Below are 25,928 nucleotides of genomic sequence, written 5' to 3'. Positions count from 1 at the left end.
AGGCATAAAGCCCGCAAGCCGGCGGCGGCTCGCGTGCCGGCGACCGCGTGCCGGCCGCCCGCCGCGTGCGAGCCGCTCCCGCGCAAGCGAACGGTTTTTGCGTCGACCGACGGGAGGAGTGGTATGAACGAGGACACCCCCCGCACGGACGGCGGGACCGAGCGCGCCGACGGCGAGCCGAGCGAGGACGTCGCGCTCGACCCGTGGGGGTCGGCGTCGGTCGGCGACTACGCCGACCTGTTCGCCGAGTTCGGCATCGAGGCGTTCGACGACGTCGCCGACGACGTGGTCGACCCGCACTACCTGATGCGCCGCGGCGTCATCTTCGGCCACCGCGAGTACGACGCGGTCGCGGAGGCGATGGCGAACGGCGAGCCGTTCGCCGCGCTCTCGGGGTTCATGCCCACCGGCGACCCGCACATCGGCCACAAGCTCGTGTTCGACGAGCTGATCTGGCACCAACGGCGGGGCGGCGACGTGTTCGGGCTGATCGCCGACCTCGAGGCCCACTCGGCCCGCGGGATGTCCTGGGACGAGATCGACGAGCACGCTCGGAGCTACCTCCTCTCGCTTCTCGCGCTCGGGTTCGATCCCGAGGAGGGCGAGCTCTACCGGCAGTCCGACAACCGCGCGGTCCAGGACCTCGGCTTCGAGCTGGGGTCGAAGGCGAACTTCTCGGAGTTCGAGGCGATCTACGGCTTCGACGGCGAGACGAACATCTCGCACATGCAGAGCGTCGTCACCCAGACCGCGGACATCCTCTACCCGCAGCTGGTCGACGAGCCGAAACCCACCGTGATCCCGGTCGGCCCCGACCAGGACCCGCACGTCCGGCTCACGCGCGACCTGGCGACGCGGATGCGCTACTTCAAGGTGACCGAGGCGTTCGCGAGCTTCGAGCTCGACGACGAGGAGCGGACGCTGGTGCGGGCCGCCTACGACGCGCTGGCGGGCGGCGACGACGGCGCGGCCGGCGACGAGGCGGACGACTCCGACGTGCGCTGTGAGGACGCCGCCGCGTGGCTCGCCGACTACGAGCCGCCCGAGGTCGACGCCGAGGCGGTCGACCTCGAGGAGGCAAAGACGAGCGCCCTCGACAAGCTCCGCGCGGGCGGCAAGGAGCCGCTCCGCCCGCGCGTCCGCTTCCTCGACCGCAACGCCACCGACGAGGCGTTCGAGGCGCTGATCGAGGCGATAGCGGGCGAAAAGCGCGTCTTCGAGGGCCACGTCGACGCGTTCGAGATGACGCGCGAGGCGGCCGAGTCGCTGGCGCGGGAGGTGGAGATCGACCACGACGGCTTCGGCTTCCGCCAGCCCTCCTCGATATACCACCGCTTCATGACCGGGCTCACCGGCGGGAAGATGTCCTCGTCGATCCCGGCGAGTCACATCTCGCTCCTGGACGACCCCGAGGACGGCTACGACAAGGTGCGGTCGGCGACGACCGGCGGACGCGACACGGCCGAGAAGCAGCGCGAACTGGGCGGCGAGGCCGACGAGTGCCCCGTCTACGAGCTGTACGCCTACCTGCTCGCGGGCGACGACGACGGGCTCGCGACGGAGGTGTACTCCGAGTGCGTCAACGGCGAGCGGCTCTGTGGCGGCTGTAAGGAGCAGGCGGCCGAACTGATGCGCGAGTTCCTCTCGGAGCACCAGGAGAAACGCGCGGAGGCCGAGGAACTCCTCGAGGATCTCGACATCGACCTCGACTCCGACCGGCGCGGGACGGGCGGCGAGCACTGAGAACGCCGCCGATCTCGCCGCCGATTTGACGCCGACCGTTCCGGGTCGATCGGACGGGAGCGCGGGGGCGGGAGCACGGCCGCTACGCGACTGCGGATCCGGTATGAATGGTGGACGGCCGAGCTAGCCCGGTGTTCCGGCACGGGGTATCCCGGTTGCCTCCTCCACCCCGCGACCCGACGAGCGACGGGCGTCCGGCGGTGGGCTGCTCGCTTCCGCGCCTGACCCGTTGTCGCCGACGAACCGCGACGGGCCGCTCCTGCGAGCGGGCGCCACGGACCGCTGTCCCCGGCGGACGAGGCTTCCACGTTGGCTCTCGGGGCCCGCGCCGGTCTATCCGGACGCGCCCGGTGTTCGGTCCCCGCTGAAGACTACCTCGCGGGTGACGAGCGGGGCCTAACCGCCCGACCTAGTCCGGTTTCCACTACATCGGTGCCCCATAAGGGCCTTTCGTTCGCGGGAGGCGCGCACGGTCGCCGGCGCCGGCGCTCGGCTCCCGAGCCTACCCGAGCAGCTCCCGGGCGTACACGCCGGCGGAGAGCGGAATCGGCAGCGACGCGACGGTCACGGCGGCCGCGTGGTACTCCAGCCACCGGTGCTCCCCGAACATGGTCGTCGGCTCGACCGAGAGCCACCAGAGCGCCGAGAGCAGCGTCGTCGCGACCCCGAGGACGACGAGCGCGCCGGCGAGCGTCCCCGGGTCGACGTTTCCCTGCTCGACGGAGGCGAACACGACCGCGCTCAACAGCGCGAGCAGCGCGACTCCCCCGGCTCCGACCGGCCCGGCCGTGTAGTACCCGGCGAGCTGGGCGTCGAACCCGGAGACGAGCGCGTACGGGACGGCGAGCAGGAGCGCGCTGACGAGGGCGGCGGCGATCCCGACCTGTCGGGAGCGGGCGCGAACGTTCATGTCCCGAGATACTCGGTCGGCGCGGTAAAAGGACCGGATCGCGGTCGGTTCTCCACCGAGCCCCGCCGCCGAGCCCGCACCGTTTTGGCCCCGCGGCGCGGACGGGCGGACATGTCGCTCGACATCGAGACGCCGGACCCGCCGGAGCTGTCCGCCGTCGACCCGAACGAGTACGAGGACGCCGAGGTCGCCGGCGGCGAGTACCGCCGCGACGAGCTGTCGGCGTTCCTGCGCGAGGGGGCCTGGGAGGAGGCGTTCGCGGAGTGGGCCGCCGACACCGACCTCGACGAGTCGGACTGGCGGATAGTCGAGGATCTCGAGTTGGTCTCCCGGTTCGACTTCTTCTGGGACTCCTTCGCCGACCGCGTGGGCTACCACGCGCCGGGCGTCCCCGAGGACTGGAAGGAGCGGAACTACCACGCCGACCTCGACTCGTGGGGCTCCGTCTCCGCGATCAACGCCGGGCTCACGGAGCTCGGCCAGGTCGTCTGTGACGTGCTCAAAGCGGAGTACATCGAGTGGGAGTCGGAGTACGAGGCCCCCGACGACCTCCCGGACTTCGACGCCTGACCGTGTCCGAGGACGATCCCACGGAGTCGCCCGACCCCTCGCCGCCGGCCGGCTTCTCGCCGCCGCCGATCCCGGCGTTCGACGCCGAGGCGGCCGAGACGGCCCGCGAGCGACAGGGCGACCTGACGAAGCCGCCGGGGAGCCTCGGCCGGCTCGAGGACCTCGCGGTCGCGCTCGCCGGGCTGACCGGCGATCCCCGCCCGACGCTCGCGGACCCGACCGTCGTCGTCGCCGCCGCGGACCACGGCGTGGTCGACCGGGGCGTCTCGGCGTACCCGAAGTCCGTGACCCGCGCCATGCTCCGGAACTTCGCGGCCGGCGGGACCGCCGTCTCCGCGATAAGCGAGGTCGTCGGCGCGGAGACGCTCGTCGTCGACGCGGGCGTCGAGGGGCCGGCGATCGAGGCCGGCGGTCCCGTCGAGATCGTCGACGAGCGGATCGGCCCCGGCACGGACGACGTCGCCGCGGGACCGGCGATGTCCCGCGCCGACGCGGTCGCGGCGCTGTCGGGCGGCGTCCGGACCGCTCGAACGCGGCTCGCGGACGCCGGGATCGTCGCGCTCGGGGAGATGGGGATCGGCAACACCACGGTCGCCGCCGCGCTCACGGCGGCGCTCACCGGGGCGGACCCGGACCGGGTCACCGGTCACGGGACCGGCGTCGACGAGGAGACCCGCGCGCACAAGGTCGCGGTCGTGGAGCGCGCGCTCGCGACGAACGGGCTCGTCGACGACGACGGAGGGATCGACCGCGACGACGATCTCGACGGGGGGATCGACCGCGGCGAGGAGCCCGACGCCGGTTTCGACGTCGGCCCCGTCGAGGTGCTCCGGCGCGTCGGTGGCTACGAGGTCGGGCTTCTCGCCGGCGTCGCGATCGGCTGTGCGGCCGACCGGACGCCGGTCGTCGTCGACGGCGCGGTCTCGGGCGCGGCCGCGCTCGTCGCCGACGCGGTCGCGGGGGACGTGCGGCCGTACCTGCTCCCCTCGCATCTGGGCGACGAGCCGGGCCACGCCGTCCAGCTCGACGCCCTCGGTCTGGAGCCGCTCTTCGATCACGGGCTCCGGCTGGGCGAGGGCTCCGGCGCGGCGCTGGCGCTTTCGACCTACCGCGCCGCCTGCCGGACCCACGACCGGATGGCGACGTTCGCGGAGGCGGGCATCGAGCGGTAACGGAACGCTCCGCCGAACGCCGCAGTCCGCCGTATTCAAATACGCGGGCGGGAACACGTCCGTATGGAGCAGATCGACGACCAGTACACGCCGGCCGACGTCGAGTCGGCGGTCGCGGAGTACTGGGACGACGCGGACGCCTACGAGGCGGCGAAGGAGGCACACGCCGACGACCCGCCCTTCTTCTTCGTCGACGGGCCGCCGTACACCTCCGGACAGATGCACCTCGGGACCGCCTGGAACAAGACGCTGAAGGACGCCGTCATCCGGCATAAGCGGATGACCGGCCACCGCGTCACGGACCGGCCGGGCTACGACATGCACGGCCTCCCGATCGAGGTGAAAGTCGAGGAGGAACTCGGCTTCGAGAACAAGCGGGACATCGAGGAGTACGGGATGGAGCCGTTCATCGAGCGGTGCAAGGAGTTCGCCTTGGAGAACCGGGCGGCGATGGACGAGGACTTCAAGTCGATCGGCGTCTGGATGGACTGGGAGGACCCCTACGAGACCGTCTCGCCCGAGTACATGGAGGCGGCGTGGTGGGCGTTCTCGAACGTCGCCGAGAACGGCCTCGTCGAGCAGGGGAAACGCTCCATCTCGCAGTGCCCGCGCTGTGAGACCGGGCTCGCCAACAACGAGGTGGAGTACGAGGACGTCGAGGACCCCTCGATCTACGTGAAGTTCCCCCTCGCAGACCGCGAGGGCAGCCTCGTGATCTGGACGACGACGCCGTGGACGATCCCCGCGAACACCTTCGTCGCCGTCGACGAGGACCTCACGTACAACGCCGTCCGCGCGGAGACGGACGGCGAGGAGGAGCTGCTGTACGTCGCCGAGGCGTGCGTCGAGGACGTGCTCCGGGAGGGTCGGTACGACGACTACGAGGTGGAGGCCGAGCTCTCGGGCGCGGACATGCTCGGCTGGGCGTACGACCACCCGCTCGCCGACCACGTCGCCGACTACCCCGACTTCGAGGGCGCGGGCGAGGTGTACGCCGCCGACTACGTGGAGGCGGACCGCACCGGGCTCGTTCACTCCGCGCCGGGCCACGGGGAGGAGGACTTCCAGCGCGGCACCGAGCTCGGCCTCGAGATATTCTGTCCCGTCGCCCCGAACGGCGAGTTCACGGACGCGGCCGGCGAGTACGCCGGGCGGTTCGTGCGCGACGCCAACGAGGCGATCATCGCGGATCTCGTCGCCGACGGACACATGCTCGCGCACGGCACCGTCGATCACAGCTACGGCCACTGCTGGCGGTGTGACACCGGGATCATCCAGCTCGTCACCGACCAGTGGTTCATCTCCATCACGGACGTGAAGGACGACCTCCTCGACAACATGGAGGCCTCGGAGTGGCACCCGCAGTGGGCGCGGGACAACCGCTTCCGCGACTTCATCGAGGACGCCCCCGATTGGAACGTCTCCCGGCAGCGCTACTGGGGGATCCCGATCCCGATCTGGGTGCCCGAGGACGCGGCGGCCGGGGACCTCGACGACGACATGATCGTGATCGGGACCCGCGAGGAGCTCGCCGAGCGCGTCGAGGAGGAGGTCGACCCCGACTCGATCGACCTCCACCGACCCTCCGTCGACGACCTCACGATCGTCGAGGACGGGACCACCTACCGCCGCGTCGAGGACGTCTTCGACGTGTGGCTCGACTCCTCGGTCGCCTCGTGGGGGACGCTCGGCTACCCGAGCGACGCGGACGCGCACGACGAGCTGTGGCCCGCCGACCTGATCATCGAGGCGCACGACCAGACGCGCGGCTGGTTCTGGTCGCAGCTCGGGATGGGGACCGCCGCGGTCGGCGAGATCCCCTACGAGGAGGTGATCATGCACGGGTTCGCCAACGACGAGGACGGCCGCAAGATGTCCAAGTCCGTCGGCAACATCGTCACGCCCGAGGAGGCGATCGAGCGGGCCGGCCGCGACCCGCTCCGGACGTACCTCCTCAGCCACGACCAGCAGGGCGTCGACCTCGCGTTCGAGTGGGACGGACTCGCCGAGTTACAGGGGAAGCTCAACATCCTCTGGAACGTGTTCCGGTTCCCGCTCGAGTACATGGAGCTCGACGGCTACGACCCGGCCGAGGCCTCCCTCGACGACGGCGAACTGGAACTCGTCGATCGGTGGGTGCTCTCGCGGCTCCAGTCCGTGGAGACGGAGGTCACCGAGGCCTGGGACGACTACCGCGTCAGCGACGCGGTCAACGCGACCATCGAGTTCGTCACCCAGGACGTCTCCCGGTTCTACGTGAAGGCCGTTCGCGACCGCATGTGGGAGGAGGCCGACTCCGCCTCGAAGCGCGGGGCCTACGCCACGCTCGCGACCGTCCTCGACGAGGTCGTCCGGCTGCTCGCGCCGATCGCGCCCTACCTCACCGAGCGGATGTACCGGACGCTCGACGGCGAGGCGACCACGGTCCACCAGCTCGCGTACCCCGAGCCCGACGACGACCTGCGCGACCCCGACCTCGAACGCGACGTGGCGGTCCTCCGCGACGTGGAGGAGGCCGCGGCGAACGCCCGCCAGCAGGCCGGCCGCAAGCTCCGCTGGCCCGTCCCGCGGGTCGTCGTCGAGACCGACGACGACGCGGTCGCCGGCGCGGTCGACCGGCTCGCCGATCTGATCGCCGACCGCGTCAACGCCCGCGAGGTTCACGTCACGGACGCCTTCGACGAGCTGGTCGAGACCGCCGAGCCGCGGATGGCGGCGATCGGCCCCGCCTTCGGCGGCGACGCGCAGAAGGTGATGGAGGCGGTCCAGGGCGCGACCCGCGCGGCGATAGAGGGCGGCGAGGTGGCGGTCGACGGCGACTCCGTCGACCTCGACGACGAGATGGTCGAGTACGTCGCCGAGCCGCCGGAGAACGTCACCGGCGTCGACTTCGACGGCGGAACGGTGTACGTCGACACCTCGCTCACCCCCGGAATCGAGTCCGAGGGGTACGCCCGCGACGTGATCCGCCGGGTCCAGGAGATGCGCAAGGAGCTCGACCTCGACGTCGAGGCGCGGATCCGACTCGGCGTCGCCGTCGACGACGATCGCGTGGCGGGCTTCGTCGACGAGCACGCCGACCTGATCGCGGGCGAGGTCCGCGCCGACGGCTGGCTCGACGATCCGGCCGACGCCGCGGAGGGCGGGCTCGTCGAGGAGTGGAACGTCGAGGACGTCGCGGTGACGATCGGGATCGAGCCGGTCGCGTAGCCGCGTCGCGCGACGCTCCCGCTTTCGGGACGGTCCCCCGCCATCCGCGACGACCGCGTGACGATCGCCGGCGGCGCTCGGTCGACCCCGAAACGTATACCTAGTCCCCTCACCACGGTCCGTGTATGCGTGTTCGACCGGCGCGTCCCGGCGACGCCGAGACGCTTCGGACGACGGTTTCCCGCGCCCGCGAGGCGACGGTGTTCGACGACATCGGCGCGCCCCTTCTGGACGTCTCGGCGGCCGGCGTCCGGGAGGCGGCCGTGGGCGCGGAGTGCTGCTTCCTCATGGAGGACGACGACGGCCCGATCGGGGTGGCGATCGCCCACCCCGACGAGGAGGGAACCGAGGCCGAGCTCCTCGCGCTGTGGGTCCACCCGGAGCACGTCGGAGAGGGCGTCACCGAGGAGCTGCTCTCGCGCGTCGCGTCGGCGCTCTCCGACCGCGGCGTCGAGACCCTCCGCGCGAGCGTGCCCGACGACCGGCCGAGCGCCCACGAGTTCTACCGCGCCCACGGGTTCGACCGGCGCACGGTGCGGCGGGGCCCCGCCGGCGACGAGGCGATAGTGGTGGCCGACATCGAGACCGTCGCGTGACCGCGACGGGCTCGACTCGAGACACCTCCCGCCATCGATCCATCCCACCGACATGACCGCTCCCGACCTCGGTCCCGCCCTCCTCGTCGCGCTCGGCGGCACCCTGCTGTTCGTCGCCCTCGCGAGCCTCCCGGCCGGCAGCCGCGTCCGCCGGGCGTACGGGATCGACCCCGACGACGACGCCGGCGCTCGCGCGAACGCCGCCGTGCTCGCCGCGACCGGCGCGTTCCTCCTCGCGCTCGCGGCCGCGATCCGCGCCGCGGTCCCGGATCGATCCGTCGCGGCCGGAACGCTCGCCGTCGCCGCCGCGGGGACGGTCCTGCTCGGCTGGCTCGTCCGCTACCGCGACCGCCGCGAACTCCTGACGACGCCGAACGTCGACCGCGAGCGCGCCCGCCGGCTCGGCGCCGCGGCCATGCTGACCGGCGGGCTCCTCTGTGTCCCGCTGGCGGCGGTGCTTTTCGGCGCTGGAGAGTCGACCGTCGCCGTCGCCGTGCTCGCGACCGCGGTCCTCTCGACGCTCGCCGTCGCCGCCGCGTATCGCTAGAAGGAGGTTACTTCAGACGTTCCTGGAGAAAGGAGGGGTGTGCGGCGGTGACCCCGTCGACGGCGAGCAGCTCGTCGTTGATCACGTCGCCGAGCTCGTCGCCGTCGGCGGCGCGCACCTCCGCCATCAGCATGTGGTCGCCGGAGGAGGTGTACAGCGCCTCGATCTCGTCGAGCGCCTTCAGCTCGCGGGTCGCGGAGACGTACTTGCCGGAGTCCACGTCCATCCCCACCATCGCGATCGACTGCGTCGAGAGCTTCTTCGGGTCGACGTCGGCCGAGTAGCCGACGATGACGCCTTCCTCCTCGAGCTTGTCGATGTACTTTCGCACCGTTGGCTTCGAGACCTCCGCCCGCTCGGCGATCTCCCCGCAGGAGGCCTGCGCGTCCTCCTCCAACACCGAGAGGATACGCTCTTCCGTCGATACGGTACTCATACGAACTCCTTTGTCACCACGGAAAAAATACCTTGCGAACCCGAAAACGGGAGTCGAAACGCCGAACCGGGCCGGCGGGGCTACTCGTGTTTGCCGACGAATCGGTCGTACGAGCGCTCCCACTCGTAGTCGTCGTCCCAGTAGCGCTCGGCCAGCGGCTCCTCCGGCATCTCGCCGATCTGGCGCTTCTCCTGGCCGTAGGAGGGGCGGTCCTCGTCGACGTAGAAGCGGCCGGTGAGCACCTCGCCGTCGTACAGCGCCTCCTCCGTCGTCCGCATCATCTCGGCGGCCTCGACGCGGTCGGTCCTGTCGAACTCGTAGTCGTCGGAGTCGTTGACGTCGATGTACGGGACGTACTGGCGGGCGTCCTTGTTCCAGGTCGGACACTGCGTCAGGAAGTCGACGTGGGCGAACCCGTCGTGTTCGATCGCCTCGATGAGGATCTCCTTGGCCTGGTTCGGGTTGACCGCGGCCGTCCGGGCGACGTAGGAGGCCCCGGCGTTGAGCGACATCGAGAGCGGCTTGAGCGGCTCCTTGGCGCTGCCCGAGGGCTGGGTCTTCGACTTGTGACCCTTCGGGCTCGTCGGCGAGGTCTGGCCCTTCGTGAGCCCGAAGATCTCGTTGTTGAACACGATGTAGGTCATGTCGTGGTTCTCCCGGGCCGTGTGGATGAAGTGGTTCCCGCCGATCCCGTAGCCGTCGCCGTCGCCGCCGGCGGCGATGACCTCCAGGTCGGGGTTCGCGAGCTTCGCGGCGCGGGCCACGGGCAGCGAGCGCCCGTGGATCGTGTGGAAGCCGTACGTGTCGAGGTAGCTGTTCAGCTTGCCCGAACAGCCGATCCCGGTACAGAGCAGCGTCTCCTCGGGCGTGCGCCCGACCTCGGGGAGCGCCTGTTTCAGCGCCTTCAGGACGCTGAAGTCGCCGCAGCCGGGACACCAGGTGGGCTGGGGCTCGACGCCGGGGGTGTACTCGTCGCGGTCGATCTCTCGTTCCTCTCCGATGGCTGAAAACGTGCTCATGGGTTAATCACCTGCTGCTGGGACGAAGGTGGTCTGATGGCCGGACGCGTCGCCGTCGCCCTCGACGATCGCCGCCTCGAAGCCGTCGACGACCTCGGCCGGCTCGAACGGGTTGCCGTTGTACTTCAGGAGGCTCGACAGCTTCTCGCCGTACCGGCCGAGGTTCTTCTGGACGAGCCCGCGGAACTGCCCGGAGGCGGTCATCTCGACCACGAGGACCTCGTCGACGCTCTCGACGAACGCCTCGACCTCCTCGGTCGGGAACGGGAGCATGTCGGAGACGCCGAGCGACTTCACCGAGACGCCGGCGTCGTTGAGCCGGTCGACGGCCTCCTCGACGGTCCCCTGCTGGCTCCCGAACGTGAGGATCCCGTACTCGGCGTCGGCGGGGCCAGCGTACGAGCTCGTGTCCACGGTGTCCAGGTCCGCGCGGATCGCCTCGAGCTTCTGCGTCCGGCGGTCGATCTGTGCGACCCGGTTGTCGGGCGACTCGCTGATGTGGCCCGTCGGGTCGTGCTCGTTGCCCGTCGCGAGGAAGCGACCGCCCTTCTGGCCGGGGATGGATCGGGGGGTGACGCCGTCCTCGGCGTCGTGTTGGAAGCGGTGGAACTTCCCGTCGGCCGAGTGGGGCTGTTCGGCGAGCTCCTCCTCCGTGAGCGTCTTGCCGAGCGTCGGGTTCGGCTCGCGGTCGAAGTGGCTCTTGGGGACGCTCACGAGCTCCCCGCCGAGCTTCTGGTCGTACAGGAGGATCGTCGGGATCTGGTACTCGTAGGCGAGCCGGAAGGCGAGCCGCGACTGCTCGTACGCCTCCTCGACCGTGCCGGGGGCTAAGACGACCCGCTGGGAGTCGCCCTGGGAGGTGTACAGGACGTGCTCGAGGTCGGACTGCTCCGGCTTCGTCGGCATCCCGGTCGAGGGGCCGGCGCGCATCGCCTCCACCAGGACGACCGGCGTCTCCGTCATCTCCGCGAGCCCGAGCGGCTCGGACATCAGCGCGAAGCCGCCGCCCGAGGATCCGGACATCGCCTTGACGCCGGCGTGGGAGGCTCCCACGGCCAGCGCCGCCGCCGCGATCTCGTCTTCGACCTGCTCCGAGATCCCGCCCAGCTCGGGCAGGTTCTGGGTCATGATCGTGAACACTTCCGTCCACGGCGTCATGGGGTAGCCCGCGATGAAGCGGCACCCCTCGTCGATCGCGCCGTACGAGATGGCGTCGGACCCGGACATGAGGAGCTGCGTCTCCTCGTGTTCGCCGGTCGGGACCGAGACCCCGACCTCCTCGACGTCGTACTCCTCGCGGACCTGGTCGTAGGCGGTCTCGAGGATCTCGAGGTTGGGGTCGAGGATCTTCTCGGGCATCGCGTCGCGCATCAGGTCCTCGACGTGCTCGAGGTCCATGCCGATCAGCGCGCAGGTCGCGCCGACGCCGGCGGTGTTACGCATCACTTCCCGGCCCATGTCGCGGGCGAGCCCGCGGAGGTCGAGCGGGAAGACGTGCCAGTCGTTCTCCTCGACGCGCTCGTCGAAGTTCGGGATCTCGGAGGGGTCGAGGAGGCCCTCGTCGTAGACGATGACGCCGCCCTCGCGGAGCTCGTCGAGGTTCTCCGAGAGCGGCTTGATCTCCTCGTTCCCGTAGACGGCACCCTCCTGCGGGTTTCGGGCGAAGGAGTCGCCGAGCGCCAACAGGAAGTTGTAGCCGTCGCCGCGGGAGCGTACCGGGTCCGCCGACGCGCGGATCTCCGTGTACGTGTGGCCCCCACGGATCCGGGACGGATAGTGCCGGTGTGTGAACACGTTCAGCCCCGATCGCATCAGGGCCTTCGCGAAGTTCTGGCTGGTGGAAGCGATCCCGTCGCCGGATCCTCCCGATATCCGCCAGATGAGTTCTTGATCAGTCATATCGTGGATCTTGGCCCGGTAAGGCCCAGTAGCCAGACGTTGTGTCGGTCACCTCTTAGGGTTTGCTATGGATTCACATGAAACGATCATGAACGATCCCCGGAGCGAGGGCCCCACGTCGGCGCGTACGGGGGTTCCGGGATCCGGCGTGGAGCCCGAGCGTCGAGCCGGAGGCGCTCGCGTTCGGCGGCCGGGCGGCGGCGGTCCGCGCCCTTTTAGACCGTCCTCCGCCGAACGGCGGTATGCTCACGTTCATCGGCCTCGGCCTCTACGACGAGCGCTCGATCACCGTCGAGGGGCGCGAGGCGCTCCGGTCGGCGGACCGCGTCTTCGCGGAGTTCTACACCAGCCGGCTGGTCGGCGCGGACATCGCGGACCTCGAGGCGGCCCACGGCGTCGAGATCGAGGTGCGCGACCGGGAGGGTGTCGAGCGCGACCCGGAGCCGATCCTCGCGGCCGCGGAAGACGGCGACGCCGCCTTCCTCACCGCCGGCGACACCATGATCTCGACGACGCACACGGACCTCCGCCTCCGGGCCGAAGAACGGGGGATCGAGACGCGAGTGGTCCACGGCGTCACCGCCCAGTCGGCCGCCTCGAGTCTCACCGGGCTCCAGAACTACCGCTTCGGAAAGGCCGTGACGCTCCCGTTCCCGTACGCCCACGGCGGCGACGACGTGCCGGGAAGCGTACGCGAGACGATCGAGGCGAACCGCGAGCGCGGGCTCCACACCGTCGTCTACCTCGACATCAAGGTCGGCACCGGCCCGTCGGGCCCCGACCCCGACCACGAGGAGTACATGACCGCCGACTACGCCGCGGGCCTGCTCGCGGACGGCTGGCGCGACGCGCTCGCGGTCGTGGTCGCTCGCGCCGGCTCGCCGGACGCGGTCGTCGCCGCGGACCGGCTCTCGGCGCTCGCCGGCCGCGAGTTCGGCGACCCGCTCCACCTGCTCGTGATCCCCGGCGACCTCCACCACGTCGAGGCGGAGGCGCTCGTCGGGCTGGCCGGCGCGCCCGAGTCGATCCTCGAGGAGTAAATCCTCCCGAGGAGTAAGTCCCCCGAGGAATGAGTCCTCCCGAGGAGTGAGCCGGAACGGCCCGCCGACCCTCACGATTAATGATGGTGGCCCTCGTCGACGTGGAACATGACTGACGTACCCGTCGGTCGGCTCATGTCGACGGAGCTCGTGACGGTCGCCGCCGACGCCACCGCGGCGGAGGCGGCCGAACGAATGCTGGAGACGGGCGTGAACTCGATCCTCGTCGTCGACGAGGCCGGCCGTCTCGAGGGACTGCTCACCGGGTGGGACTTCGTTCGGCTCGTCCGCGAGAACGACCCGCACGACGAGACGCTCGTCGGCGAGTGTATGACCGCCGACGTCGTCACCGCGTCCGAGGACGACTCGGTCGAGGCGCTCGCCGACCTCGCGGACGGCGAGTACAGCCACCTCCCGGTGACCGACGAGGACGGCGTCGTCGTCGGAATGCTGTCGACGACCGACCTCACGAAACACCTCGCCGGCCGGTAGTCTTCCGAGGAGCGCCCCCTTGCGCCATCCGGAAGACCCAACACGTCCCACGGACGAGGTGTGGTATGGACTTACACGATCGCACCCGAGTCAGCGAGGTCATGTCGACGCCGCTGGAGACGATCGGCGGCGACGAGCCGATCCGCGACGCCGCCCGTCGCATGCGCGAGAAGGACATCAGCGCGCTCGTCGTCACCGCCGGCAGCGGCTGTATCGTCACCCAGAGCGACATCGTCGGCGCGGTCGCCGACGGGCTCGACACGGAGGAGACGCTCGTCCGCGACGTCATGACGGAGGACGTCGAGACCGTCACCCCGGACCTGCTGATGGAGGAGGTCGCCGCCATGATGACGATGTACGGCGTGAAACACCTCCCGGTGGTCGACGACGACTACGTCGGGATGATCTCCTCGACCGACGTGACCGCGCACCTCTCGTAAAAGCGAGGGCGCGATGCCCGGTTCCGCCCGCTTCGAACACGCCAGCGGCGTCGGTTCCCCTCGCGGTTCGGTCAGTAAAGTCGAAGCAACGAGCGACCGCCGGAGCGGTGGCGCGCCCGGGAGCGGGCCGGAGGCCCGCGACCGGAACGCGAGGGACGCGGCGAGCGGAGCGAGCCGCGAGGCTGGGGAGGTGTGAGGTGCGGGGCTGTGGGGAGCGGGGGGACTCAAAGGGGCAGTCGCGAGGGCGACGCTCGGCGACGTAAGCACCGCAGCGAGCGAAGCGAGCGAGGAGCACAGCAAGGCCTCCGAGCCCTCGCGACTGGGGCTTTGGCGGTGTTCACCGCGCCAGCAACGGTCGCGTTTCTGTCAGAGTAAGACCACCTGTAACACCCACTCTACTAGCAACCGAATTCTAGCGACCGTCTCGTGGCGCAACGAGCGTACGAAAGTGGGTTCGACCGAACCCCTTCCGCCTCGCTCCGCTCAAAACAGCAGCAGCGGCACGCCGACCGCCAGCCCGACGGCGATGAGCACGAGGTTCCAGATCAACACCGGGCGGACGAGGTCGCGACCGACGCTCGCGGCGAAGGCGGTCTTCACGAGGATGCTCGAGACCGTGCCGGCGACGATCCCCGCGACCGCGGTGTCGACCGTGACCTGCCCGGTGCCCAGGAGCGAGACCGCGGTCGTCGTCGCCGTTCCCGAGGAGACGAGCCCCGCGAGGAAGGCGGTGGCGACGAAGCCGGTCGCGCCGAACGCCCGCTCGGCCCCGGCGGAGACGAGCAGCACGAGGAGGAACAGCCCGCCGAAGGAGAGCGCGTTCCGCATGCTGAACGGGGAGGTGAGCTCCGCCTCCACGCCGGTCCGCCAGTCGCTCCGCCAGAGCGCGAGCGCGACCCCCGCGACCGTGATCGCGCCGAGGGGCGCGCCGACGGCGAGCGCCGCCTCGGGGACGAAGACGACGACGAGCGCCGCGTTCCGCAGCGCCATCGCCGCGTTCGCGAGCAGGATCGAGCCGACGGCGATGTCGAGCAGGTCCGTCCGCCCGGCGGCGCGTTTGGCCATCTCGGCGACGACCGCGGTGGAGTTCACGAGCCCGCCGAAAAAGCCCGTGACGGCGTAGCCGCGGCCCTGGTACCTCTTGACGAGCACGTAGTTGACGAAGCCGATCGCGCTTATCGCGACGACGAGCGACCAGACCAGCCGCGGCTGGACCGCCCCCCACGGGTCGACCGTCTCGGCGGGGAGGATCGGGAAGACGACGAACGCGAGGATGGTGAACTCGACGGCGCTGCGCACCTCCTCGCGGGAGAGCTCCCACGCGAACTGGTGGAGCTCGCGTTTCAACACGAGCAGGAACGAGGAGAGCACCGCCACCGTCACCGCCTCTAAGAAGAGGCTCGCCGCGACGAGCACGCCGACCCCGTAGGCGACGAGCATCGAGACGGAGGTGGTGAGCGAGAGGCCGTCGACGTCCGGCTCGACGAAGCTCCGGACCGCCAGAAGCACCGCGCTGGCGACGATCAACGCGCCGCCGACGACGAGCAGTCCTGGCTCGTCGGCGACCGAGAACACCGCCGCGACGAGGCTGACGAGCGCGAACGTCCGGATCCCCGCCGACTTCTGTGACCACTCCCGTTCGAGTCCGAGGAACATCCCCAGGAGCGTCGCCAACACCAGCTTGGCGACGTTCGTCTCCAGGTAGATCAGGGGGTCGACGCCGACGGTCGAGGCGACCGTGGCGAGGGTCGAGGCGACCGCGCCGCCCGTCACGGCCGGTCACCCCGGTCGAAACCGTCGGAATCGCCGAGATCGCCGAAATCGCCGAAACCGTCGAAATCGCCGAAATCATCGCGAGCGGGTCGCATCCCTCGTCACCTCCGGGGTCACCGGTTCGTCGGCTCCCGCGGGAGGTCGAGCGCCTCCGTGAGGTCGTGTTCCTCGCCGGTGAGCACGTAGAGCACGTCCTCGAGGATGACGACGAGCTCCGGGAGCTGTCTGGCGACGAGGTAGGTGATCCCGATCAGCGCGACGACCGCGAGCAGCTGGCTGATGATCCGGTCGGAGACCAGAAACGAGACGCGATAGGGGTTGCTCGCGCCGAACATCGCCAACACCAGCTCCGGCTGCCACTGCATGTACTGGTTGCCGGCGACGATCGTGATGAACGTCGTCCGGAGGATGTTGAGCACGTAGATGAGCGGGATGGAGACCACGAGCGCCCGGATCTTCCGGTCGAGCGGCCCCTCCACGGCGGCGACGAGCCCGCCGAAGATCGCCATGCTGCCGAGGCCCGTACACGCCAACACGACGTTGATCCGCATGCGGTGGCCGTCCGCGAGCGTCCACCCGAAGGCGGCGTCGTACCCCTCGTAGCTCGTCACGCGCTCGGGGGCGTACCCGAGGAGGTCGATCATCGCGCCGGTGTGGTTCGCGACGATCTCGATGAGGATCCGCCGGGGCTCCGGGACCGCCACGCCGGCGAGCGTGAACGCCGGGATCGTCTCGAACGGCAGGTAGATGAACAGCATGATCGAGACCGCCCGGGTGAGCGTGAAGAGCGACGCCCGCCCGTCGTACAGCAGGTAGCCGACGTAGAGACAGGCGGGGACGCCGACGAGCGCGAGGATCGACTCGACGTAGCTCTGGTGTTCGAACGCGAAGTACGGCACCGTCGTCAACCAGAACAGCCCGAACAGTCCCCACGTGCCCGCCGCGAGCGCCCGTCCCGCCGCGTACCCGCGGGCGTCGAGCAGCCAGGCGGCCGCGAAGAGGATCGCGACGATCCACGCGAACGTGAACGTGTCGGGGACCACGCTCAGTATCGCGGGGACGCCGGAACCGAACATGTAGAGAGGGTCGGAGGTCGTCGAATAAAGCCCTTGTCGTTGTCGGCGATCCGCGTTACGCCGCCGGTGTGCCGAGCTATCGCTCCTCGCTGTCGAGCACGCGGATCTGGTCGCCGCGGACCGTGACCGGGATGGGGACGGTCGCCTCGTACAGCTCGACGGTCACCTGGTCTTTCCCCTCGTCGATGCGCTGGACGCGGGCCTTCTCGCCCTTGAACGGGCCGGCGATGAGTTCGACGATGTCGCCCTCGGCGATCCCCTCCACGTCGGGGGTCGGCGAGAGGAAGTGTTCGACCTCCGAGAAGGGGCTCTCGGCGGGGCCGTCGGAGCCCTGGATGACGCCGCGGGCGTGCGGGATCTCGTCGAGGATCCGGGCGAAGACGCTGCCGTCCGAGGCCTCGACCATCACGTAGCTCGTGAGCTGGTCGGGGGCGATGACGGCCTGGATCTCCGGCATCTCCTTTTCGGCGAGCATGTCCGCGACGGTCCGCTCCTGGCGGGCGGTCGTCTTGACCGAGAAGATCGGCATTACGCGCCGACCCCCGGCAGGAGGCTCATGATCGCGAACATCAGGAAGCCGAGGAAGCCGATGAGCAGGATCCCGGCACCGGCGATCTTCGACACCTGGAGGAACTCGTCGGTGCTCGGCGTGCTCGCCAGCTTCAACACGCGGATATAGCTGTTGAGGTCGTACGGGACGTCCATGTTACGAGCGAGTTCGTGACGGGACGGTTTTTACCTTTTGATGCGAGCCGCCGGGCGACCGACCTCACCCACGCTCGCCGTCTCCTCGCTCCGCGACCCACCGAACCCCGCCGACGACGCCGGCCGCCGTCAGGGCGTTCGAGAGGGCCCCTGGCGCGTCGTTCCAGGTGACCGGGTCGCCGGTCACCGCGCCGAGAACGACGAGCGCGAGGAGGGTCGCGACGAACGCGAGAAGCGAGGCGTCGACGAACCCCGGCAGGCCGCGGTCCGTCTCCAGCCGCGGCTCGTCGACGGACGGGGAGTCGTCGGAATCGCCGAGGAGGGACGGGCGTGACATCGTGTGAGGGCGGGGAGCGGTACGGTCCGGCGAGACGGGGGGCGATACGGTTCCGCGGGGGGTGAGAGCAGCCGCGATCCTACGGCCGACCGGTCACTCGACGTAGTCGATGTCCTCCATCTCGGCGGCGACCTGTTCGGCGTCGCCGTCGTTCTGGCCGTAGATCTGCGGCGACTCGACGCCCGTGACGACGATCATCGTCCGCATCTCGCCCTCGAGGTCCTCGTCGACGGAGGTCCCCCAGATGATCCGGGCGTCGGGGTCGATCCGGTCGTAGATCTCCTCGACGACGCCCTCGGCCTCCTCGATGGACATGTCCTGTCCGCCGGTGACGTTCACGAGCGCGGAGTTCGCTCCGGAGATGTCGACGTCGAGCAGCGGCGAGCGGAGCGCCGATTTCACCGAGTCCTGCGCCTTCGACTCGGAGTCGGACTCGCCGAGCCCGATCATCGCGACGCCGCCCTTCTCCATCACGGTGCGGACGTCGGCGAAGTCGAGGTTGACGAGGCCGGGTTTGGTGATCAGCTCCGTGATCCCCTTCACCGAGCGCATCAGCACCTCGTCGGACACCTTGAACGCCTGCCGGACCGGGAGCTTCCCGACCGCGTCGAGCAGGCGATCGTTGGGGACGACGATCACGGTGTCGCTCACGTCGCGGAGGCGCTCGAGGCCGGCCTCCGCGTTCGTCCGTCGCACCTCGCCCTCGGCGGTGAACGGGGTCGTGACGATGGCGATGGTGAGCGCGCCGGAGTCGCGGGCGGCCTTCGCGACGACCGGGGCGGAGCCCGTTCCGGTTCCCCCGCCGAGCCCGGCGGTGACGAACACCATGTCGGAGCCGTCGATGGCGTCGGAGATCTCCTCTTGGGACTCGATGGCGGCCTCCTCGCCGACCTGCGGGAGCGAGCCCGCGCCGCGACCCTGCGTCTTCTGTTGGCCCATCAGGATCTTGGTGTCGGCCTCGATGTTGACGAGGTGTTGGACGTCGGTGTTGGCCGCGACGAGCTTCGCGCCGTGGATCCCCTCCTCGGTCATCCGGTTGACCGTGTTGCCGCCCGCGCCGCCGCAGCCGACGACGGTGATGTTGGTCTGGAGGTCCTGGAGAACGTCCTCCAGCTCGTCGTCGGTCATGGTGCCGGTCTGGGGGGCCGCGCCGGCGTGTCCGTCCTGTGCGGGGTCGCCGGGACCCCCGGAGCCGTCCGCCGGGGATTCCTCGGCTTCGTCGATGGCGTCCTCAACGATGGAGTCCATTATATGGTGCCGTTGCGACCCCGACGTATTTATTCTTGCCCGATCGTCCGACTCGCGTCAGACGCCGGGAGGCCCCCGCAGTCGGTTCGAAGGGGCCGTTCACGCCGGTAACCGCTCACTCGATCGGGAACCGCTCCTCCGAGCGCGTCGAGACCGCCTCCGGATCGATCGTCTCGCCGTCGACCTCGACCGGCTCGCCGGACGCGAGCCGACCGAACGCCGGACCCTCCGGCACGCCCAGATCGGCCGCCAGCGCCGGGTCGAAGGCGGTCTCGCGGGCGACGACGGCGTCCCCCTCGACGACGACCTCCTCGTAGCCGGCCTCGAGGACGGCCGCGAGGTCGGCGACGAGGTCCGCGTGGCCGGGGCTCGCCCCGTCGGCCGCGAAGGCGGCCTTCCCGGCCGCGCGCGTTCCCGCCTGTTCGGTCCCGAACGCGACCGCGTTCACCTCGACGGCAGCGCGCGCAGCCGCGGCGTCGACCCCCTGTGCCCGCGCCAGCAGGTCGGCCGGTAGCTCCCGGACGACCACCGTGTCCGCGGGGTCGGCGGGAATGTCCTCATCGTCGCGGTCGATCGCGTCGTCCTCGGGAACGACCGACCCGAACCGGAGTCCCTCGTCGACCGACTCGATCGCTGCCTCCAGGTGGTCGACGAGGTCGAGCGGGCGGTCGCCGACCTCGCGCACCCACGTCTCGCTCACGACCCGGTGGCCGAGGCCCCGGATCGCGTCGGCGAGCGTGGGGCGGTCGCCCTCGATCACGGCGTGGTCGGCGCGGCTCCGCTCGAACGCCGCCTCGATCACGTCGCGGTTCGCGTCCGGCGCGCCCATCTCGCCGAGCGCCCAGTCGGCCCCGACGTGCCCGACCGCCCACTCCGTCTCGCGGACGATGCGGGTGAACCGCGGGGCGTAGTGGCCGCCGCCGAAGCCGACGACGTGGCGGTTCCGACCGTCGGGTCCGGTCCGGTTCGGGCCTGTCCCCCGGAGCGCGAGGACGGCCCTCGCGACCGCGCGGGCACCATCGGGGTCGCTCCACTCGGACTCGTCGGAGCCGAGCTCGGCGAACAGCGACGGGACCGCGGTGTCGGTCGGGCCGTGGTGGGTACACTCGATGCCCACGTCGTACCCCTCCGGGGCGTGGGTCGCCATCGCGTCGACGACGCGGTCGACCGCGCCGGGCGCGGCCCGCGCGAGCGTCCGCGGCTCCCCGCCGTACTCCGCCGGCCCGAAGTTGCCGGTGACGTGGGCGGTGAGGAGCGGCCCGGTGTTTCCCGAGTGCCGCGAGACGAACACGAGGAGATCAGGATCGCCCCCGCGCGGCTCGTCGCTCCCGTCCTCCCGGTCGTTCTCGTCGATCCCGTCCTCCCGGTCGACCTCGGCCCTGCCGTCTCCCCCGCCGTCCCCGCGGCCGAAGGCGGCCGCGGGGTTCGACAGCTCGATGTGGAGGTCGGCGAACTCGCGGAGCTCGAACCCCTCGGTCCGGTAGTAGGTTCCCCCGCCCGCGGCGTCCGGGCGGCTCCCGTCCTCGCGGCTCGTCCAGTCGCCGACCTCGAGCAGCCGCTCGCCGACGTGTACGGAGGCGCTGTCGGCCCGGCTGACGACGATCGCTATCACGACTCCGGCTGGGTCGCCGTCGACCGAATAGCCGTCGGTTCCGGTCGGTGCGGATCCGCGGCGGCGACGGATCTCACGGCAACAGCAGGTAGACGAACCCAGCGTACGCGGCCACGAGGACCGCGCCGTCGACGCGGGTGAGCCGGTCGCCGCGGTACATCAGGCCGACGACGAGCAGCGTGAACGCGAGGAGCGCCGGGAACTCGAACGCCCGAACGCCGGGGCTCACGTCGATCGGGGAGACGAACGCGAGCAGGCCGATCACGGCCAGGACGTTGTAGATGTTCGAGCCGACGACGTTGCCGACGCTGAAGCTCGCCTCGTCGCGCGCGGCGGCGACGACGCTCGCGGCGAGTTCGGGCAGCGAGGTGCCCACCGCGAGCACGGTGAGGCCGATGAAGAGGTCCGAGAAGCCGGCCGCGGCGAGCAGGTCGCGGCCGCCGTCGATCAGCCAGCGCGAGCCGAGGACGAGCGCGGCGATCCCGGCGACCACGGCGAGGACGTCCCGCGCCTCCGCGTCCGGCATCCCGTCGCGTTCCGCGTCGGAGATCCCCGCCTGGGTCCGCCGGACGCGACGCAACACCACCAGGGTGAACGCGACGAGCGCCGCGAGGAGGACGGCACCCTCGAGGGGCCCGATCCGACCGTTCCACCCCAGTGCGACGAGCAGCAGCGCGGCGAGGACCATGAACGGCACGTCTCGACGGAACACCGTCTCGGAGACGCCGAGCGGGCGGATCAGCGCGGAGACGCCCAACACGAGCCCGATGTTGGCGACGTTCGACCCGACGATCGCGCCCAGCCCGATGTCGGTCGAGACGGTGAGCGCGCCGAGGACCGACACGAACAGCTCCGGCGTGGTCGTCGCGAACGCGACGACGGTCACGCCGACCGTCGAGGCCTTCAGCCCCACCGCGAGCGCGAGGTCGCGGGCGCCCGCCACCAGGAGCTCCGCGCCGGCGTACAGCAGGCCGATGCCGACGAGGAGGAGGCCGAGTTCGGTGACGGGCGAGCCGAGAACCATGCTCCGCGGTTCTCGCCGCCGCCCAAAAACGACGCGATACGGCTCGACGACGTCGGCGGTCTCGACCCCTACGTCCGGGTCGCGCGGAACTCGCCGTGTTTCATCCCGACGACGAAGACGATCGCGCCGAAGACGACCATCGACGGGAGGACCATCATCAGCGTCGTCGAGAGCGGCATCATGCCGCCGCCGACGAGCCCGGCGACGCCGAGGGCGATCAGAAGCGCCACGAGACCGGCCGCACGCGGGAGGTCGAACTCCATGTGATCGTTACGGGACTCGCGGACGTAAGGGTTCGGTCGATGACTCACGAGCCGGCGACCGTCGTCCGGAACGGTGGCGCGCCTCCGAGCGGCCCGGGGCCGCGAGGAGCCCGCGAGGTCGCCGGCGGCTCCGCCGCCGGCTGCCAGAGAATCTTCGATTCTCGCTGGACGCGGCGACCGAAGCGGAGCGGAGGGAGTCGCGAGGTTGGGGAGGCGTGAGGTGCGGTTGCGGGGCGGTCGGGCGGGACTTTGGCGGTGGTCACCGCGCCGGCAACCACGTACCACCGAGCGACTCGAACCTACGCCTCGATGATCTCGTCGTCGTCCTCCTCGGGGATCCGAAGCTCCCCGTCGAGCGAGACGACAGCGTCGCCGCCGACCGCGACGGTCACGTCGCCGTCCTCCGCACCCCCTTCGCCCTCCTCGACCCGAACCCGGACGTAGCCGGGGCGGTCGAGGAAGTGGCCCTGCTCACACCGGATCTCCTCCGGAAAGTCGCCCTCGAAGGCCCCCACCTCGTGGAGGTAGCCGCCGACCGCGCCGCTCGCGGTGCCCGTTACCGGGTCCTCCGGGACGCCGAGGGCGGGCGCGAACGCCCGACCGTGGAGCGTCGAGTCGGCCTCGAGCGCGTCGAAGGTGAACGCGTAGACGCCCGCGACGTCGAACTCGGCCGACAGCTCCTCGACCGCGCGCATGTCCGGGTCGGCCTCGCCCAGCCGCTCGAGGAAGTTGACGGGGACGACGAGGAACGGGAGGCCGGTGGAGGCGACGGCGACGGGGAGGTCCGCGCCCACGTCGCGCAGCGCGGCCGGGTCGATCCCGAGCGCGGACCCGAGTCGGTCGGCGTCGAGATCGGCGGGATCGACGGTCTCGACCGTCGGCGGCTCCTGGCGCATCCAGATCCGGCCCGACTCGGTCACCCTGATCGTCAGGTCGCCGACGTTCGTCCGGAGGAGGTGCTCGCCCGCCTCGACCGCGCCGTCCGCGAACAGCGCGGCGTACGAGGCGACCGTGGCGTGCCCGCAGAGGTCGACCTCGTCGGTGGGGGTGAAATACCGGATCCGGCGGCGGGACTGGACGTCGTCGTCCCCGTGCCTGTCGGCGTCGTCCCCGTCTCCGTTCCCGTCCTCGTCCCCGTCCCCGTCCCCGTCGCCGCCGTCCCCTTCGACTGGCGTGAGAAAGGCGGTCTCGGACGCGCCGAGTTCGGCCGCGATCCGGGACATTCGGTCGTCGCTCAGGCCCGCGGCGTCGGGGACCACGCCGGCGACGTTGCCGGCGAGAGGGTCGTCGGTGAACGCGTCGACGAGCAGGGTGCGTCGCGTCTCCATGCTCTCTCCTCGTCGTGCCCGTAAAAAAGCGCACGGGGGAGCGGGCGGGACCGCGGATCCGGACGGTCGGCTCACGGACGGGCACGGCGGACGCCCACGGCGTCAGTCGTGGGTCACCGACTCGGCCGGGTTGACCGACGTGGCGCCGCGAAGCTCGATCCGCGCGCCGCCCCCCGCCGCCTCCGCCGCGGCCGCGGTCCACCCGTGTGCGGCCGCGATCTGCGAGACGATGCCCAGCCCGAAGCCGGTGCCCTCGGGGTTGGTGGAGTACCCGGCCTCGAAGACCGCCTCGCGGTCCGCCTCCGGGATCCCCGGGCCGTCGTCGGCGACGAACAGGGTCGTCCCCTTGCGGCCGACCGTGACGGTCACGCCCGCGCCGCCGTGCTCGACCGCGTTGCGAAACAGGTTCTCGAACAGCGTCCGGAGCCGCGAGGCGTCGCCGACGACCTCGCCGGGATCCTCGACCCGCAGGGTCGCGTCCGCGGTCTCGACCGTCTCCCACGCCCGCTCGGCGACCGCCGCGACGTCCACCGACTCGGCGTCGACGACGCGCTCGCCCATCCGGGCGAACGAGAGCGCGTCCTCGATCAGCTCCGTCATCCGGTCGAGCGCCCGCGACGCGGTGTCGAGCCGCCCCTCGTCGCCCGTCTCGCGAGCCAACTCGAGGTTGCCGATCGCCACCGACAGCGGGTTCCGCAGGTCGTGTGAGACCACGCTCGCGAACCGCTCGAGCCGGTCGCGCTCGCGGGCGACCTCGAGTTGGGACTCCCGGCGCTCCAGCTCGTAGCTGACCCACCGACCCATCAGCTCGACGAGCGTCACCTCCCACGTCGAGAACGGCTCCGACCGGGCGTCGCGGTCGTAAAAACAGAACGTGCCGTACACCTCGTCGTCGACGACGACCGGCGCGCCCACGTAACAGCTGAGCTCGAGCGCGACGACGCCGTCGCGGTCGGCGAACGCGGGGTCGTCGGCCGCCGACTCGACCTGGAGGGACCGCTCCGTCGAGACGACCCGCTCGCAGACCGTCGCCGACAGGGGGACGACGTCGCCCTCGGCCAGCTCGCCGGTGGCGTCGTCGACGACGACCGCCCGGTAGCGGTCGCCGTGGACCTGCGAGAGCAGCCCCGACTCGACGCCGAGCACGTCCCTGCCGAGCGCGAGCAGCGCTCCGACCTTCTCCTCGAAGGTCGCGCCCTTCTCCGAGATGGCCTCGTGGAGGCGGTGCATGACCGACTCGCGCCGCTCGAGCTCGCGCCGCTCGAGCATCGCCTCCGTGACGTCGCGGGAGTACACCGAGACGCCGGAGTCGGACGGGTAGATCCGCGTCTCGAAGAACCGGTCCGCCGGCTCGTAGTGGATGGTCGCCGTCGCCGACTCCCCGGTCTCGCGGGCGCGCTCGAATGCCGCCTCGAACTCGGTGTCGAGCACGCCGGGGAAGGCGTCCCAGGCGTCCTCGCCGACGAGGTCGTCTCGAGTGCGGTCGCCGGCGGCGAGCGCGGCCGCCCGCGCGTTGAGGTAGGTGATCCGGTCGTCGCCGTCGAGCGCGACGAACGCGTCGGTCATCCGGTCGAGCAGGTCCGCGCGCTCCTCGGCGAGTTTCAGCTCCGCGGTGACGTCGGTCGCGATCCCGTAGACGGCGTACGGCTCGCCCGCCTCGTCGAACAGCGGGACGCGGACCGTGACGAACCGGCGCTCCCCGTCGGGGGCGGGGTACCGCTCGTCGAACCGACGGGGCTCGCCCGCCTCGACGGCCGCCGCGTCGTTGGCGCGGTAGCGGTCCGCGAACTCCCCGCCGTGGACCTCGGCGGTCGTCGAGCCGATGATCGCCTCGCGCGGCTTCCCGACCAGCGACGCGAACGCGTCGTTGACGAGGAGGTACCGGTCGTCGGTGTCCTTCATGAACACCAGGTTCGTCGTGTGTTCGAGGATCGTCTCCAGCCGCTCCGCGGACGCCCGGAGCCGCTCCATCGTTTCGGTGGGGTCCTCGGCGGCTTCGGCGCGGCCTTCCGGGCCCTCAACGGCTCCGGCGCGGCTTTCCGGGTCCTCGACAGCTCCGGCGTCGGCGTTCGTCGCCCGGACGATCCGGTCGCGGAGGTCGGCGAGCGCGTCCGGGTCGGCCTTCCGCACGTAGCCGGTCGCGTCGGCGTCGACCGCGGACGCCGCGAACCCCTCGTCGCCGTCGGCGGTGGCGAGGATCACGGGGACCGCGGGGTCGACCCCGCGGACGGCGGCGAGCAGGTCGAGCCCGGTCCCCGAACCGAGGTCGCGCTCGGCGACGACGCAGCCGTGCCGGGCCGGATCGAACGCGTCGCGGGCGCTCTCGAGGTCGCCGACGCGCTCGAGGTCGAACGCCCCCGCCGCGTCGGTCAGCGCCGACTCGAGCGCCGCGGCGAAGTCGTCGTGGGGGTCCGCGAGGAGTACGGAGGCCGGACGCTCTGTCACGAGCCCCCGTTCTCGACGGGATCACTTGTGTGTGGCGGGGAGC

24 protein-coding genes and 1 other RNA gene are annotated in these 25,928 nt (G+C 71.0%); 9 read left to right on the top strand and 16 right to left on the bottom strand.

Going from position 1 to position 25,928, the window contains the following annotated elements; all coding sequences use genetic code 11:
* The first annotated feature begins 123 nt into the window (after positions 1–123).
* The gene (locus tag AXA68_RS06450; protein WP_066414322.1) at positions 124–1,743 is read left to right on the top strand and encodes a tryptophan--tRNA ligase; all 1,620 of its coding nucleotides are present in this window, start codon (positions 124–126) and stop codon (positions 1,741–1,743) included.
* A gap of 108 nt (positions 1,744–1,851) precedes the next feature.
* On the opposite strand, the gene ffs is transcribed toward AXA68_RS06450, so the two are convergent.
* Both ffs and AXA68_RS06440 read right to left on the bottom strand, forming a co-directional pair.
* Positions 1,852–2,163: signal recognition particle sRNA (gene ffs / locus AXA68_RS06445), an RNA gene on the bottom strand.
* Between the two features lie 82 nt (positions 2,164–2,245).
* Complete coding sequence (locus tag AXA68_RS06440; protein WP_066414320.1) at positions 2,246–2,653, bottom strand: DUF7548 family protein; 408 nt, start codon at positions 2,651–2,653, stop codon at positions 2,246–2,248.
* A gap of 111 nt (positions 2,654–2,764) precedes the next feature.
* Here AXA68_RS06440 and AXA68_RS06435 point away from each other — a divergent pair, with 111 nt between their 5' ends.
* The 5 genes from AXA68_RS06435 (at position 2,765) to AXA68_RS06415 (ending at position 8,748) form a co-directional block, all read left to right on the top strand.
* Positions 2,765–3,223: a hypothetical protein gene (locus AXA68_RS06435; protein ID WP_066414317.1), complete on the top strand. Its 459-nt coding sequence runs from the start codon at positions 2,765–2,767 to the stop codon at positions 3,221–3,223.
* 2 nt (positions 3,224–3,225) lie between these two features.
* Complete coding sequence (locus tag AXA68_RS06430; protein ID WP_198530026.1) at positions 3,226–4,395, top strand: nicotinate-nucleotide--dimethylbenzimidazole phosphoribosyltransferase; 1,170 nt, start codon at positions 3,226–3,228, stop codon at positions 4,393–4,395.
* Between the two features lie 63 nt (positions 4,396–4,458).
* Entirely contained in the window at positions 4,459–7,605 is a 3,147-nt protein-coding gene (gene ileS / locus AXA68_RS06425) for an isoleucine--tRNA ligase (protein ID WP_066414315.1), read from the top strand.
* 125 nt (positions 7,606–7,730) lie between these two features.
* Positions 7,731–8,201 carry a GNAT family N-acetyltransferase gene (locus AXA68_RS06420; RefSeq protein ID WP_066414313.1) on the top strand — a complete coding sequence of 157 codons (471 nt, stop codon included), beginning with the start codon at positions 7,731–7,733 and terminating at the stop codon, positions 8,199–8,201.
* A 52-nt stretch (positions 8,202–8,253) separates the two neighbouring features.
* Positions 8,254–8,748, top strand: coding sequence for a hypothetical protein (locus AXA68_RS06415; protein ID WP_066414311.1), 495 nt, complete (start codon positions 8,254–8,256; stop codon positions 8,746–8,748).
* 7 nt (positions 8,749–8,755) lie between these two features.
* Here AXA68_RS06415 and lrpA1 read toward each other — a convergent pair whose 3' ends face one another.
* The 3 genes from lrpA1 to AXA68_RS06400 all read right to left on the bottom strand — a co-directional run bounded on the left by lrpA1 (position 8,756) and on the right by AXA68_RS06400 (position 12,102).
* Positions 8,756–9,184 (bottom strand): HTH-type transcriptional regulator LrpA1, encoded by a 429-nt coding sequence (gene lrpA1, locus AXA68_RS06410; protein WP_066414309.1) that lies wholly within the window; start codon positions 9,182–9,184, stop codon positions 8,756–8,758.
* Between the two features lie 80 nt (positions 9,185–9,264).
* Positions 9,265–10,203 (bottom strand): thiamine pyrophosphate-dependent enzyme, encoded by a 939-nt coding sequence (locus tag AXA68_RS06405; RefSeq protein ID WP_066414307.1) that lies wholly within the window; start codon positions 10,201–10,203, stop codon positions 9,265–9,267.
* 3 nt (positions 10,204–10,206) lie between these two features.
* On the bottom strand, positions 10,207–12,102 hold the full coding sequence (locus AXA68_RS06400; RefSeq protein WP_066414304.1) for a 2-oxoacid:acceptor oxidoreductase subunit alpha: 1,896 nt from the start codon (positions 12,100–12,102) through the stop codon (positions 10,207–10,209).
* 242 nt (positions 12,103–12,344) lie between these two features.
* Here AXA68_RS06400 and dph5 point away from each other — a divergent pair, with 242 nt between their 5' ends.
* From dph5 to AXA68_RS06385, 3 genes are all read left to right on the top strand, one after another.
* Complete coding sequence (gene dph5 / locus AXA68_RS06395) at positions 12,345–13,142, top strand: diphthine synthase (RefSeq protein WP_066414303.1); 798 nt, start codon at positions 12,345–12,347, stop codon at positions 13,140–13,142.
* A gap of 108 nt (positions 13,143–13,250) precedes the next feature.
* Positions 13,251–13,634: a CBS domain-containing protein gene (locus tag AXA68_RS06390; RefSeq protein ID WP_066414302.1), complete on the top strand. Its 384-nt coding sequence runs from the start codon at positions 13,251–13,253 to the stop codon at positions 13,632–13,634.
* Positions 13,635–13,699: 65 nt separating this feature from the next.
* Positions 13,700–14,074 (top strand): CBS domain-containing protein, encoded by a 375-nt coding sequence (locus AXA68_RS06385; protein WP_066414301.1) that lies wholly within the window; start codon positions 13,700–13,702, stop codon positions 14,072–14,074.
* Positions 14,075–14,557: 483 nt separating this feature from the next.
* On the opposite strand, the gene AXA68_RS06380 is transcribed toward AXA68_RS06385, so the two are convergent.
* From AXA68_RS06380 to AXA68_RS06330, 11 genes are all read right to left on the bottom strand, one after another.
* The gene (locus AXA68_RS06380) at positions 14,558–15,847 is read right to left on the bottom strand and encodes an MgtC/SapB family protein (protein WP_066414299.1); all 1,290 of its coding nucleotides are present in this window, start codon (positions 15,845–15,847) and stop codon (positions 14,558–14,560) included.
* A gap of 113 nt (positions 15,848–15,960) precedes the next feature.
* Positions 15,961–16,923, bottom strand: a complete 963-nt coding sequence (artA, locus tag AXA68_RS06375) for an archaeosortase A (RefSeq protein ID WP_066414292.1) — start codon at positions 16,921–16,923, stop codon at positions 15,961–15,963.
* A gap of 76 nt (positions 16,924–16,999) precedes the next feature.
* A complete protein-coding gene (locus tag AXA68_RS06370) occupies positions 17,000–17,452 on the bottom strand; it encodes a transcription elongation factor Spt5 (protein WP_066414290.1) in 453 nt (150 codons plus the stop codon).
* Positions 17,452–17,628 carry a protein translocase SEC61 complex subunit gamma gene (locus AXA68_RS06365; protein WP_066414288.1) on the bottom strand — a complete coding sequence of 59 codons (177 nt, stop codon included), beginning with the start codon at positions 17,626–17,628 and terminating at the stop codon, positions 17,452–17,454. The genes AXA68_RS06370 and AXA68_RS06365 overlap by 1 nt, the downstream gene beginning before the upstream one ends.
* A 64-nt stretch (positions 17,629–17,692) precedes the next feature.
* Entirely contained in the window at positions 17,693–17,965 is a 273-nt protein-coding gene (locus AXA68_RS06360; RefSeq protein WP_066414280.1) for a hypothetical protein, read from the bottom strand.
* Between the two features lie 93 nt (positions 17,966–18,058).
* Positions 18,059–19,213 carry a cell division protein FtsZ gene (ftsZ, locus tag AXA68_RS06355; protein WP_066414276.1) on the bottom strand — a complete coding sequence of 385 codons (1,155 nt, stop codon included), beginning with the start codon at positions 19,211–19,213 and terminating at the stop codon, positions 18,059–18,061.
* A gap of 115 nt (positions 19,214–19,328) precedes the next feature.
* Positions 19,329–20,825, bottom strand: coding sequence for a D-aminoacyl-tRNA deacylase (locus AXA68_RS06350; protein ID WP_066414275.1), 1,497 nt, complete (start codon positions 20,823–20,825; stop codon positions 19,329–19,331).
* 73 nt (positions 20,826–20,898) lie between these two features.
* Entirely contained in the window at positions 20,899–21,849 is a 951-nt protein-coding gene (locus AXA68_RS06345) for a calcium/sodium antiporter (protein WP_066414273.1), read from the bottom strand.
* A gap of 68 nt (positions 21,850–21,917) precedes the next feature.
* Positions 21,918–22,112 carry a DUF7333 family protein gene (locus AXA68_RS06340; protein ID WP_066414271.1) on the bottom strand — a complete coding sequence of 65 codons (195 nt, stop codon included), beginning with the start codon at positions 22,110–22,112 and terminating at the stop codon, positions 21,918–21,920.
* 299 nt (positions 22,113–22,411) lie between these two features.
* Complete coding sequence (locus AXA68_RS06335) at positions 22,412–23,440, bottom strand: PhzF family phenazine biosynthesis protein (protein ID WP_066414268.1); 1,029 nt, start codon at positions 23,438–23,440, stop codon at positions 22,412–22,414.
* 102 nt (positions 23,441–23,542) lie between these two features.
* Positions 23,543–25,885 carry a PAS domain-containing protein gene (locus AXA68_RS06330; RefSeq protein ID WP_066414260.1) on the bottom strand — a complete coding sequence of 781 codons (2,343 nt, stop codon included), beginning with the start codon at positions 25,883–25,885 and terminating at the stop codon, positions 23,543–23,545.
* Positions 25,886–25,928 lie beyond the last annotated feature (43 nt).

This window comes from Halorubrum aethiopicum, from assembly GCF_001542905.1.
In the GTDB taxonomy this organism is placed as follows: Archaea; Halobacteriota; Halobacteria; order Halobacteriales; family Haloferacaceae; genus Halorubrum; species Halorubrum aethiopicum.
The sequence above is the reverse complement of the archived record's forward strand: the minus strand, read 5'-3'. Positions and strand labels throughout refer to the sequence as shown.

What these genes read in the sequence shown, in the direction of transcription:
- ileS (WP_066414315.1), top strand. Translation starts at nt 4,459, where the DNA reads ATGGAGCAGATCGACGACCAGTACACGCCGGCCGACGTCGAGTCGGCG.
- AXA68_RS06400 (WP_066414304.1), bottom strand. Translation starts at nt 12,102, where the DNA reads ATGACTGATCAAGAACTCATCTGGCGGATATCGGGAGGATCCGGCGAC.
- AXA68_RS06345 (WP_066414273.1), bottom strand. Translation starts at nt 21,849, where the DNA reads ATGGTTCTCGGCTCGCCCGTCACCGAACTCGGCCTCCTCCTCGTCGGC.
- dph5 (WP_066414303.1), top strand. Translation starts at nt 12,345, where the DNA reads ATGCTCACGTTCATCGGCCTCGGCCTCTACGACGAGCGCTCGATCACC.
- AXA68_RS06450 (WP_066414322.1), top strand. Translation starts at nt 124, where the DNA reads ATGAACGAGGACACCCCCCGCACGGACGGCGGGACCGAGCGCGCCGAC.
- ftsZ (WP_066414276.1), bottom strand. Translation starts at nt 19,213, where the DNA reads ATGGACTCCATCGTTGAGGACGCCATCGACGAAGCCGAGGAATCCCCG.
- AXA68_RS06385 (WP_066414301.1), top strand. Translation starts at nt 13,700, where the DNA reads ATGGACTTACACGATCGCACCCGAGTCAGCGAGGTCATGTCGACGCCG.
- AXA68_RS06365 (WP_066414288.1), bottom strand. Translation starts at nt 17,628, where the DNA reads ATGGACGTCCCGTACGACCTCAACAGCTATATCCGCGTGTTGAAGCTG.
- artA (WP_066414292.1), bottom strand. Translation starts at nt 16,923, where the DNA reads ATGTTCGGTTCCGGCGTCCCCGCGATACTGAGCGTGGTCCCCGACACG.
- AXA68_RS06435 (WP_066414317.1), top strand. Translation starts at nt 2,765, where the DNA reads ATGTCGCTCGACATCGAGACGCCGGACCCGCCGGAGCTGTCCGCCGTC.
- AXA68_RS06415 (WP_066414311.1), top strand. Translation starts at nt 8,254, where the DNA reads ATGACCGCTCCCGACCTCGGTCCCGCCCTCCTCGTCGCGCTCGGCGGC.
- AXA68_RS06390 (WP_066414302.1), top strand. Translation starts at nt 13,251, where the DNA reads ATGACTGACGTACCCGTCGGTCGGCTCATGTCGACGGAGCTCGTGACG.
- AXA68_RS06340 (WP_066414271.1), bottom strand. Translation starts at nt 22,112, where the DNA reads ATGGAGTTCGACCTCCCGCGTGCGGCCGGTCTCGTGGCGCTTCTGATC.
- AXA68_RS06335 (WP_066414268.1), bottom strand. Translation starts at nt 23,440, where the DNA reads ATGGAGACGCGACGCACCCTGCTCGTCGACGCGTTCACCGACGACCCT.
- AXA68_RS06370 (WP_066414290.1), bottom strand. Translation starts at nt 17,452, where the DNA reads ATGCCGATCTTCTCGGTCAAGACGACCGCCCGCCAGGAGCGGACCGTC.
- AXA68_RS06420 (WP_066414313.1), top strand. Translation starts at nt 7,731, where the DNA reads ATGCGTGTTCGACCGGCGCGTCCCGGCGACGCCGAGACGCTTCGGACG.
- AXA68_RS06405 (WP_066414307.1), bottom strand. Translation starts at nt 10,203, where the DNA reads ATGAGCACGTTTTCAGCCATCGGAGAGGAACGAGAGATCGACCGCGAC.
- lrpA1 (WP_066414309.1), bottom strand. Translation starts at nt 9,184, where the DNA reads ATGAGTACCGTATCGACGGAAGAGCGTATCCTCTCGGTGTTGGAGGAG.
- AXA68_RS06440 (WP_066414320.1), bottom strand. Translation starts at nt 2,653, where the DNA reads ATGAACGTTCGCGCCCGCTCCCGACAGGTCGGGATCGCCGCCGCCCTC.
- AXA68_RS06360 (WP_066414280.1), bottom strand. Translation starts at nt 17,965, where the DNA reads ATGTCACGCCCGTCCCTCCTCGGCGATTCCGACGACTCCCCGTCCGTC.